We start from the raw sequence: 11,608 nt of genomic DNA, 5'->3' as shown, positions 1-11,608 counted from the left end.
GAATTGAATACTTCCATGAACCGTATCGACCGGCTTACCGCCATCCTCATACAATTACAGGGTAAAAAAATAGTAAAGGCCTCCGAAATTGCTGATCGCTTTAACATCAGTCTGAGAACGGTATACAGGGATGTAAAAGCCCTGCAGGAGGCTGGTGTACCCATCGGGGCGGAAGCAGGTACTGGCTATTACATCGTGGAAGGGTATCATTTGCCCCCCGTTATGTTTTCAAAAGAAGAGGCGGCAGCGCTCCTCACAGGAGAAAAACTGATGGAACAGTTCAGCGACCATAGCAACCGGAAACAGTTCAGCCTGGCAATGGAAAAGATCCGCTCCGTGCTCCGTGGAACAGAAAAAGACTACCTGGAATCACTGGATGAGAACATTGCCGTGCTGCGGTTCCGCCCCGTAGTGTCAGAGGCATCCGAGTTCCCCAACCGCTTCCTTTCCGATATTCAGCAGGCCCTGGGCATGAACCAGGTGATCAGTATGGAGTACTTTTCCTTCCAGGAAGAAGTGGCTACCCGCAGGGAAGTAGAACCGGTGGGCATTTTCCACAGCAGCGCCAACTGGCACCTGATCGCTTACTGCCGCCTGAGGCAGGGTTACCGCGATTTCCGGGTAGACCGGATCCGTAAACTAAGTGTACTGCCGGCCACTTATAAAAAAGATAAACACCTGTCTTTGCAGGACTACCTGGAGCAACAACGCAGCAGGCACACTGAAACCGAAAATACCTACCTCATTAAAATAGCCCTGGACAACGAAGTAATACGGTATGTAAGGGAACAGAAGTACTACTTTGGCCTTATGGAAGAAAAGGTGGTGGGCGATAAAACAGAACTTACCTTCCTGCATTCCTCTCTGAATTACTTTGCCCGCTGGCTCATTATGTTTGGCAACCAGGCGGATGTACTTCAGCCGGAAGAGCTAAAAACCACCATAGGAAACCTTATAACGGAGTTACACGGACATTATTTATAAATTTCCGGATACTGCTGACATAAGGTTGTCACAACCCGGTTGTTGCTTTGTATTGTGATCAAAAACGATACAAATATGAACCAGCTTCGCAATTGTTATGTATTCCTGTTCGATAGCTATTCGGATTGGGAACCTGCACTGGCCCTGTATGGCATAGCAAACTTCACAGATGCCCGCATTGTTACCTTTTCCTTTACCGGCGAAGCCATTACCTCCGGCGGGGGACTGAAAGTACAACCCCACATAAGCCTTGAGGAGGCAATGAAAGCCGATATCGACCTGCTCATACTCCCCGGCGGGACTGCAATGGAGAATGGCGCCAATACTGCTGTTGTCCCGCTGGTAAAGCAATTACTGGCACAGCAGAAAACAATTGCCGCTATTTGCGGCGCCACCGTTTTACTGGCACAACATGGTTTTCTTGATAATATTGCCCATACCAGCAATCATCCCGAAGTATTAAAACTACAGGCCCCCGCTTATAAAGGCGCCAACCAATACCAGCAGGCGCCTGCGGTAGCCGGTAAACAGATCATTACGGCCAGCGGTACTGCAATGACTGCTTTTGCCAAAGCCATCTATCAGCATTTTAATTTACTGGAGATAGAACCCCTTAAATTCTGGTTCGGCTTCTTTGATCAATCGGCCGTTCTTCCGGAGATGCTGACGGCAGCGCCCTTTCACTTCTTCTATCAGCGCTACGAAACTAACTATGCCGGCATGATATCTCTTGTACGTACCGCTATCAAAGAGGTATACCAGGAGGCCATCAACGCCGGAATGGAAATATGCGGCGCACCGGAATGGCATTACCGCAATTTCGACGGGAAGCCCGATACCGTATTTACCCTGGATATAGGCCTTCCGGTAACAGCCGTAAAACCTGTTGCTGCTTCGTGGCATTGCGAAACGCTTCCTGCCTTTAACTGCGTAAGCATGCAGCACCATGGCGCCTGGGAGCAATTGGCCACTACTTACGGTAAGCTGTTCGCCGGCATTGGAATGCTGAACATGCAGGTAACCGGCTATACGAGGGAACAATATCTCCGGTATAATTTTGAACAACCGGAGCAAAATATTACCAACATACAGATTGGTGTGAGTTAACCGCTAAGCATCCCCCGGCATTCCGGGGGATTTTAATCCTGAAAAAATGAAAGTCTATATCATCTCGGGCTGGCTGCTGCTCGCTGCCTTTGCTTTTGATGTACAATTAACATTGAAAAATATGAGTAAACTGGATCTGACCAAAGAATTTAAACCATACTATTCCGCTGCTAAAACACCGGAACTGACCACCATGGAAAAAGGTTTGTTTATAACCATCACAGGAAAAGGCGATCCCAACGGGGCCGCCTTTAGCGAGGTTACGGAAGCGTTGTATACAGTAGCTTATGGTATTAAGTTCGGCAGCAAACACAGGGGCATCGACTTTATTGTGAGTAAGCTGGAAGGCTTCTGGTGGGTGGAAAACAACAACGTGAATCCTCTTGAAGTGCCCCGCGATCAATGGCATTATGAACTGGCCATCAGGATGCCGGATCACATTACACGGCAGCTGTTTTCAGAAGCGGTGCTTTCCGCAGAAAAAAAGAAAAAATCCGCATTCATCCGGCAGGTAGATCTTAAATACATTGAAGAAGGGTTGTGTGTGCAACTTATGCATATTGGTCCTTTCAGCGAGGAGCCGGTATCATTGAAAAAAATGGATGATTTCATGCAGCAGCAGGGACTGCATATGAATGGGCGTCATCATGAAATTTATTTATCAGACTACAGGAAAACAGCGCCGGCAAAGCTGAAAACGATATTGAGACACCCGGTAAGAAAGTAAGAATGATAAAGGCTAGTCGGTTAACCCCAGCTGTATAATGGCTTGCTGTGCGGCAATCTGGCTGGCATCTTTTTTATTGAAGGCTTTACCGCTGCAAATGAGCTGTCCATCCACTACGGCGCCAACGGTAAAGATACGCCGGCCATTGTCCATCTGCTCTTCGAGCAGTTCAAACTCCAGCGTTTTGCCGTTTTTATTGGCCCAGCCGTACAATTTGTTTTTGTGGTTCATTTCCACGGTTTCCAGCAGTTCCATGTCTATGTAAGGCATGATAATGCGTTTATGCACAAACTGTTGGGTTTTATTATAACCGCGGTCCAGGTATACCGCGCCTACGAGGGCTTCGAGCGTATTGCCAAATATCTGGCTGATTTTGAGGAAGCTGTTGTATTTGTCGTAGATAGTGAGCTTACGCAGGCCCATTTTGATAGCGATATCGTTCAGTTGTTGCCGGTTAACGATCTTGGAGCGCATCTCTGTTAAATAACCTTCTGTTTTATAGGGATATTTTTTAAAGAGATAATCTCCCACGATGGCGCCGAGAATAGCGTCACCGAGGTATTCCAGCCGTTCGTTGCTTTCCAGGAATTTCTCTTTACTGGAACGATGGCTCAGGGCCACTTCATAAAGGGCAAAGTTACCGGGCGGAAAACCCAGCAGGTTGTGCAGCTCTTTATATAAGTGCCTTTTTTTGGAAACAAGTCGATATAAAAAACCTGGCAGTAAACTCACACAATCAAGATCAAGGAACAAATTTTTTAAAAATCACGGAAGCGTTATGTCCGCCAAATCCAAAGGTGTTGGACAATCCGGCGTTTACTTCTCTCCTTTGTGCGATATTGAAAGTAAAATTCAGTTTCGGGTCTAATTGCGGGTCGTCATTAAAGTGGTTGATCGTAGGAGGAACTATGCTATCGATGATAGACATAATTACGGCTATGGATTCAACGGCGCCGGCAGCCCCGAGTAAGTGCCCTGTCATTGATTTTGTAGAGCTGATGTTCATTTTATAGGCATGCTCTTCAAAAACGTGCTGAATGGCTTTTACTTCGGCAATATCTCCCAATGGGGTGGAAGTACCGTGAACGTTGATATAATCTATTTCGTTTGCCTGCATCCCGGCATCTACCAAAGCATTCCGCATTACATTGAGTGCCCCCAGTCCTTCCGGATGTGGTGCGGTAATGTGGTATGCATCTGCAGTTGCGCCGCCGCCGGCCAGTTCTGCGTAAATTTTGGCGCCTCTTTCCTGTGCGTGTTCTAACGACTCCAGTACAAGGGCACCGGCTCCTTCACCCATTACAAAACCATCACGGTCAAGATCAAAGGGACGGGAAGCTGTTTTTGGATCTTCATTCCTTTCAGACAAAGCCTTCATGGCGTTGAAACCGCCAACACAAGGTTCGTTGATCACATTTTCCGAGCCGCCTGTAATTACCATATCGGTTTTACCGTAACGGATACTGTACATGGCTTCAATAATAGCATTGGTAGCCGATGCGCAGGCAGATACAACGGAAAAATTAGGCCCCCTGAAACCGTGACGGATAGAAATGTACCCGGCAGCAATGTCAAGAATAAGCCTCGGAATTAAGAAAGGACTGAAGCGGGGCGTACCATCCCCTGTGTGGAAATCTCTCAGCTCATGACTGAAATTGATCATACCTCCAACACCAGTACCCCATATCACTCCAACACGATCAGCATTGATCTTGTCTTTATTGATATTGGCGTCCAGTATCGCCTGATCTGCGGCAATTACAGCCGTTTGTGTAAAGGGGTCCATTTTACGGGCCTCCTTTTTGTCCAGGTAGTTAGCAGGATCAAAATTTTTCAGTTCGCAAGCAAAACGGGTTTTGAACTTGGAAGCATCAAATTGCTTGATATAATCCGCGCCGGATACACCGTTCGTCAATCCGTGCCAGAAATCGGCTACAGTATTGCCGAGCGGTGTAAGAGCGCCTAAACCTGTAACGACAACTCGTCTTGGTTGCATTAAAACAATTCTGATTAGTAGGATTATTTTACATGTTCTTCCAGGTAAGCAACTGCCTGGCCAACAGTAGTAATAGTTTCAGCTTGTTCGTCAGGAATGGAGATGTTGAATTCTTTTTCGAATTCCATAATCAGTTCTACCGTATCCAAAGAGTCAGCGCCTAAGTCGTTGGTGAAGCTGGCTTCAGGAGTTACCTCGGCTTCGTCAACGCCCAATTTGTCAATGATGATCTTTTTAACTCTTGATGCAATGTCTGACATAATTTTAAGTGTTTTTGGTTTAAAACTTGACTGCAAAAATATAATTTTTATTGAATTGCCAACAGATAGCCCGAATTTTAAGGACGCCCCGGCAGGAACAATCTCACCAAACCCAATACAGTAAACATATTCATAGCTTTGTTAATAAAAGAATTTATATATTTTTGATACTGGCTGGATTACAGATTTGCATATTTTACCACAAAAGTCGCCTTTTTCGGGACAATTACGCCATTCTCTGAAAATTCAAAACATATAAATCTTTAAATATCTCCATTCAACCGGTTATTTCACCACTTATCTAAAGCATTAACGCTATTTAACAGTTGCCGGGAGCATTCAGCCCCCTCAATGCGTAAATTTGTCCGGCTTGTGAGGTGATATCCCTTTTGGAGCCTGTTTCTGTGTTATGAACCAATAGTAAAAAGTTAGAAAAATATATAAAAAAAGATATGGCCATCACCAAAAAGACCGTTCGCACAATAGTTATATTGGCCGCAGCCGGTATCGTCATTTTCCTCGTTTATAAGAAGATAGCCGGCAACAAACCTGCCGCAGAGCCAGCTGCTGCCGCATCAGGAGCCAAAGGAGGCGCTTCCCGGCTACTGCTCACTGATGCCTGGATCGTTAAAACATCCCGGCTCGATCAGTCTATTGAAGCAAGCGGCACCTTGCAAAGCAATGAAGAAGTGGAAGTAAAACCGGAAATCAATGGCCGTATCACACACCTCTATTTTAAAGAAGGCACCTCCGTTAGAAAAGGGGACCTCCTTGTTAAACTATATGATGAAGACCTTAAAGCACAGCTTCAAAAACTGAAATTGCAGCAACAACTGGCTAAAACAACCCTGGAACGCCAGGAAAATCTCCTTAAAATAAATGGTATCAGCCAGCAGGATGTAGATGTGACCCGTAACCAGGTAAGCGCTTACGGCGCAGATATGGAATATACCCAGACCCAGTTACAGAAAACCGAACTGCGGGCTCCCTTCAGTGGCAAACTCGGCTTACGTAATGTCAGTGAAGGCGCCATCGTATCTTCTACCACCATTATTACTACCCTCCAGCAGATAGATCCGCTTAAAATGGACTTCTCTGTTGCAGAAAAATACCGTAATTCCATTAAGAACGGCGACCAGGTCAACTTTTTAGTTTCCGGCGACAATAAAGAATATAAAGGCAGCATTTATGCTATCGATCCTAAAATAGACCTTACCACCCGTACTGTAAAACTCCGTGCCATCGTTCCTAATAATAGCGGTATCCTGTTCCCGGGCTCCTTCGCCAAAGTGAAAATTTTGCTGAAAGACCTGCCCGATGCCCTGCTGATACCATCCCAGGCAGTTATTCCCGGTACCCGTGATAAAAAAGTAATTATAGCCGATAAAGGCAAAGCCAAATTTGTAACAGTAGAAACAGGCATCAGAACAGAAAGCAGCGTACAGATCACCAGCGGCCTCCAGCCCGGTGATACGGTTATTATCACTGGTATCCTCCAGCTGAAACCAGGCATGCAGTTGAAGTACAATAAGATACAATAATCATTTTCCACCCCGCTCTATCCCCGGCAGCCTCACTGCCAAAGGGAAGCCCGGCAGGAAAATCTGAAAATAATTATCATGAGTTTACCTTCATTATCTCTCAAACGCCCGGTATTTGCTATCGTGATGAATATCATTATCGTGATATTCGGCCTGGTGGGCTTTACTTTTCTGGGGGTAAGGGATTTCCCGGCAATCGATCCGCCTATCGTGAACGTACGCACCTCCTACGCAGGCGCTAACTCCGACATCATCGAAACACAGATCACTGAACCATTGGAAAAACAGATCAATGGTATTGCAGGGATCAAAAATATCTCTTCCAGCAGCAGCCAGGGAAGCAGTAATATCACTGTTGAATTTGAACTGGGGCAAGACCTGGAAGGCGCTACGAACGACGTTCGTGATAAAGTATCACAGGCATTGCGCCAGCTACCACCCGATATTGATGCGCCACCGGTAGTGTCCAAGCAGGACGCCAACTCCGATCCCATCATTTCCATGACGGTGCAGAGTAACACCCGCAACCAGCTGGAAGTAACCGAATACGCCTCCAACGTACTACTGGAAAAACTCCAAACCATTCCCGGCGTAAGCGCCATACAGATATGGGGTGAAAAACGATACGCCATGCGTATCTGGATGGATCCTGCCAGGTTATCTTCCTATAGCCTCACCCCCGGTGATGTACAAGCCGCCCTGTTACGCGAAAACGTGGAACTGCCCTCCGGGAAAATAGCCGGTAATGCCACCGACTTCACCGTGCGTACCTTCGGCCGGCTTGTATCTGAAGAGGACTTCAACGGCCTGATCATCAAAAATGTAAACGGCAGCGAAATACGTATCCGCGATATTGGCCAGGCAGTACTTGGCCCGGAAAATGAAGAAACCGTGCTGAAGGAATCAGGCAGTCCCATGATTGCACTCGCGCTTATCCCGCAGCCCGGCTCCAACTATGTAGCTATCGCAGATGAATTTTATAAAAGGTTCGAACAGCTGAAAAAAGATATCCCGGAAGATTACTCCGTGAATATCGCCATGGACAACACCCGCTTCATCAAAAAATCCATTGAAGAAGTGGAAGAAACCCTTATAGTGGCACTGGTACTGGTAATTATTATCGTATACCTGTTCTTCCGCGACTGGCTCATGGCCCTCCGTCCGCTCATCGATATTCCCGTATCCCTGATCGGCGCCTTCTTTATTATGTATGCCTGCGGCTTTACCATCAATATCCTCACCCTGCTGGCCATTGTACTGGCTACCGGTCTTGTGGTGGATGATGGTATTGTGGTAACCGAAAATATTTATAAGAAGATAGAACAGGGGATGCCCCGTATGCGGGCCGCCAGGGAAGGATCTGAAGAAATATTCTTTGCCGTTATCGCTACGTCGATCACACTGGCATTTGTATTCTTACCGATTATCTTCCTCCAGGGTTTCGTAGGACAACTATTTCGTGAGTTTGGTATTGTGGTAGCCGGCGCGGTAATCATATCTGCCTTTGTATCACTTACATTAACACCTGTACTCAACGTAAAACTGGGCCGTAAAACACATACCCATTCCTGGTTCTATACTAAAACAGAACCTTTCTTCCGCTGGATGGAAGACGGATACCAGAAATCACTGCAAGGGTTTATGCGGTTTCGCTGGGTGGCCGGGTTAATCATTGCCGGTTGTCTTGTAATGATTTATTTTCTTTTTAAAACACTGCAGTCGGAACTGGCGCCCCTGGAAGACCGCAGTACTTTCCGCCTTTCCATTACCACGCCGGAAGGTACCGCGTTCGACTACATGGATGACTATGTGGATAAGCTCACTAAGTTCATGATCGATTCCATTCCTGAAAAGAAGATCATCCTGAGCGTAACCGCTCCCGGTTTCAGCGGCGGCGGCGCAGTAAATACAGCCTTTGCCAACGTGATGCTCACAGAGCCTCATGACCGTACCCGCTCCCAGAAAGATATTGTGAATATGGTGAACAGGAATATGAATAAATTCCCTGAGGGTAAAGTATTTGCCATTGAAACACAAACTATCCAGGTAGGCCGCCGCAGCGGGTTGCCGGTATCCTTTGTATTGGAACATATCAATTTCGACAGTCTCACCACCGTGCTGCCGAAGTTCATGGAAGAAGTAGGCAATAGCCCCGTTTTCCAGGGAACAGATGTGGATCTTAAATTCAATAAACCGGAACTGCGCATTCATATTAACCGCGACAAGGCAACACAGCTCGGCGTTTCCGTGCAGGATATTTCCTCCACGTTACAGCTGGCGCTGAGTAATCTCCGCTATGGTTATTTCATCAGGAACGGTAAACAGTACCAGGTAATGGGACAGGTGTTCCGCGCCGACCGCGATGATCCGATGGATCTTCAGAACCTGTATGTACGCAATTCCCGCGGCGAAGCCATACAGCTGGATAACGTGGTAAGTATTGAAGAAGAAACCAGCCCGCCGATCATTTATCACTTTAACCGTTACAAATCGGCGACCGTATCTGCAGGACTGGCTCCGGGCCGGACCATCGGCGACGGAATTAACGAGATGTATCGCATCTACAATAAACTGCAGCAGGAACATGTGCTGAACGACTCCTTCAATACCGCCCTGTCAGGCTCTTCCCGCGATTATGCGGAAAGTGGCTCCAATACAATGTTTGCGCTGGTACTGGCGCTGGTGCTTATTTACCTGGTACTGGCCGCGCAGTTTGAAAGCTGGGTAGATCCGCTCATTATCATGTTAACCGTGCCACTGGCATTTGCAGGGGCATTACTTTCGCTGTGGATATTTAATCAAACATGGAATATCTTCTCACAGATTGGTGTAATTATGCTGATAGGGCTGGTAACGAAAAACGGTATCCTGATCGTGGAATTTGCTAACCATCAGCGTGATTCCGGCATGCAAAAATCAGAAGCGGTGATCCATGCTTCGTCTATGCGTTTACGTCCTATCCTGATGACGAGCCTTGCGATGGCCCTCGGCGCGTTACCGATTGCCATGTCGCTGGGTGCGGCGGCCACCAGCCGTATTCCACTGGGGATTGTTATTGTAGGCGGAATCATATTTTCACTGGTGCTGACGCTGTTTGTAATCCCGGCCATGTACACCTTCCTGTCGCGCAGGGGCCTGCACAAAGCTGGTGAAGAAGATGAAACGGAAAACGATGAAGAAGCACAGGTAGCAGCAGCACATGCCTGAGTATAACAGATTTGAATGATCACGATATGCTATTTATGATGAAAAATATAAAGAAGTGTTTCCTCTTATTCCTGATCATGGTAAGTGCAGGTGCGTTAAAAGCACAGCAGCAGGTACTTACCCTCGAACAGGCGATAGATGTGGCACTGAAAAATAACTACGATATCCGTTTGGCCAGGAATACCGCAGAACTGGCAGCTAACGATTACGCTTATGCAAATTTTGCATTTGCACCACGTTTGAATGGCACTGCAGGAACCACCTGGAACAACACCGCCACCAAACAGGAATTTGTGAATGGCACCAAACGCGACACGAGCGGCATTAAGAGCAATAACCTGACAGGAAATGTGACGCTTAGCTGGACGCTGTTCGATGGTTTAAAAATGTTTGCTACACGTAATAAGGTGGCGTCTATCCGCGATCTCGGCGAACTGGCTATCAAAGACCAGGTACAAAATTCCATCTCCACTATCATCGGCGGATACTATAACATTGTACAGCAAAAGCAACAGTTAAAAGCATTGGCAGAGCAGATGTCTATCTCCGAAGAACGGGTAAAACTCTCTGATGCAAAATTCAGTACTGGTCTTGCTCCTAAAACGGACCTGCTGCAATCAAAGGTAGATCTCAATGCACAGAAGGCTTTATATATTCGCCAGCAAACACTGATAGAACAAAGTAAAGCACTGCTGAACCAGCTGATGGCTGTACCTGCGGGCGCTACCGGCTATGATGTGGTGGACTCTATCCCGTTAAACAGCGGTCTTTCCTTTGCTGTATTGCAGCAAAACATTGCCAACAACAACACGGCTATCAAAGTACAGCAACAAAATGTGAACATTTCCGCGCTCACCGTAAAGGAACGCAAGGCAGATTACTTCCCGGTAATATCCTTCAATTCAGGCTATAATTATAACCGGAATACCTCTAATGCTGCCACCAATGCCTTCAGCCCTAAATTCAGCAGGAATGGCGTTTTCAATTATGGATTTACCGCTGCGATCCCAATTTTTAACGGCTTTAATGTAAAAAGACAGGTGCAGAATGCAAGGATAGATTTTGATTTTCAGAACATCACGCTGGATAATGTAAAATCCCAGGTAGATCTTTCACTGAACAACGCATTCAAAGACTACGAATACTATAAAAAACAGGTGTCGCTGGAAGAAGAAACCAATGACCTGGCAAGGGAAAATGCGATGGTGGCTTTAGAACGTTTCAAACAGGGTGTGTCTACTATCCTGGAAGTAAAAATAGCGCAACAAAGCCTGGAAGATTCTTACTACCGGCTGATACAGGCCCGCTATAATACCAAGCTCGCAGAAACAGAGCTGGGCAGGTTGAATGGGGCATTACTACAATAGTTTAATTTTTTTATATTGTAAGCGGATAAGTAAGGGAGAGATGTCCTGCTTATCCGCTTCTTATTTCCGGGCAAATCACGGCTCCAACTGTGCGGGCATGAACAGGGTATTGTATCAATAACGAACACATTTAACAATATATAATGTAAAATATACTACCATTCAAAGGTCCGCCATCCGGCATGGTTTTGCAAATAATCCATCCGGATTATAAAACAGGATAAACATGTTACGTTACCTTCTATTGGCCTTCAGTGGCATCGTTTCTTTTAACAGCATATGCAACGCACAGGAGGCACAGGAGCTCCGTGCCGTGAACCGGATGGCTGTCAGTGGTGCTGTGATTCATTTAAATGAAGCCCCCGGCCCCGGGGTAGCCTGGATTAAGAACAAACAATTCGGCAAAGGTACTATTGAAT

10 protein-coding genes are annotated in these 11,608 nt (G+C 46.5%); 7 read left to right on the top strand and 3 right to left on the bottom strand.

Annotation, left to right across the window (positions count from 1 at the left end; genetic code table 11):
- The 3 genes from VN105_RS11520 to VN105_RS11510 all read left to right on the top strand — a co-directional run.
- A partial coding sequence (locus tag VN105_RS11520) for a YafY family protein (protein ID WP_325640966.1) occupies positions 1 to 984 on the top strand: 984 nt, incomplete at its 5' end.
- A gap of 75 nt (positions 985 to 1,059) precedes the next feature.
- Positions 1,060 to 2,091 carry a DJ-1/PfpI family protein gene (locus VN105_RS11515; protein WP_325640964.1) on the top strand — a complete coding sequence of 344 codons (1,032 nt, stop codon included), beginning with the start codon at positions 1,060 to 1,062 and terminating at the stop codon, positions 2,089 to 2,091.
- Positions 2,092 to 2,137: 46 nt separating this feature from the next.
- A complete protein-coding gene (locus VN105_RS11510; protein WP_325640962.1) occupies positions 2,138 to 2,818 on the top strand; it encodes a GyrI-like domain-containing protein in 681 nt (226 codons plus the stop codon).
- A gap of 12 nt (positions 2,819 to 2,830) precedes the next feature.
- Here VN105_RS11510 and rnc read toward each other — a convergent pair whose 3' ends face one another.
- Genes rnc through VN105_RS11495 form a run of 3 tightly spaced genes read right to left on the bottom strand, consistent with a single transcriptional unit; the run spans position 2,831 to position 5,074 of the window.
- Entirely contained in the window at positions 2,831 to 3,550 is a 720-nt protein-coding gene (rnc, locus tag VN105_RS11505; RefSeq protein ID WP_325640960.1) for a ribonuclease III, read from the bottom strand.
- A 10-nt stretch (positions 3,551 to 3,560) separates the two neighbouring features.
- The gene (gene fabF, locus VN105_RS11500) at positions 3,561 to 4,814 is read right to left on the bottom strand and encodes a beta-ketoacyl-ACP synthase II (protein WP_325640958.1); all 1,254 of its coding nucleotides are present in this window, start codon (positions 4,812 to 4,814) and stop codon (positions 3,561 to 3,563) included.
- 23 nt (positions 4,815 to 4,837) lie between these two features.
- Positions 4,838 to 5,074, bottom strand: coding sequence for an acyl carrier protein (locus VN105_RS11495; RefSeq protein WP_012788038.1), 237 nt, complete (start codon positions 5,072 to 5,074; stop codon positions 4,838 to 4,840).
- Positions 5,075 to 5,526: 452 nt separating this feature from the next.
- Between VN105_RS11495 and VN105_RS11490 the strand changes: the two genes are divergently transcribed.
- From VN105_RS11490 to VN105_RS11475, 4 genes are all read left to right on the top strand, one after another.
- Positions 5,527 to 6,615: an efflux RND transporter periplasmic adaptor subunit gene (locus VN105_RS11490; protein ID WP_325640956.1), complete on the top strand. Its 1,089-nt coding sequence runs from the start codon at positions 5,527 to 5,529 to the stop codon at positions 6,613 to 6,615.
- 78 nt (positions 6,616 to 6,693) lie between these two features.
- On the top strand, positions 6,694 to 9,822 hold the full coding sequence (locus VN105_RS11485; protein WP_325640954.1) for an efflux RND transporter permease subunit: 3,129 nt from the start codon (positions 6,694 to 6,696) through the stop codon (positions 9,820 to 9,822).
- 35 nt (positions 9,823 to 9,857) lie between these two features.
- On the top strand, positions 9,858 to 11,189 hold the full coding sequence (locus VN105_RS11480; protein ID WP_325640952.1) for a TolC family protein: 1,332 nt from the start codon (positions 9,858 to 9,860) through the stop codon (positions 11,187 to 11,189).
- 226 nt (positions 11,190 to 11,415) lie between these two features.
- Positions 11,416 to 11,608: hypothetical protein (locus VN105_RS11475; protein WP_325640950.1), on the top strand; the 193-nt coding region annotated here is incomplete at its 3' end.

Source organism: Chitinophaga sp. (assembly GCF_035564935.1).
In the GTDB taxonomy this organism is placed as follows: Bacteria; Bacteroidota; Bacteroidia; order Chitinophagales; family Chitinophagaceae; genus Chitinophaga.
Note: the sequence above shows the minus strand (reverse complement) of the source record. Positions and strands in the feature narration are given on the sequence as shown.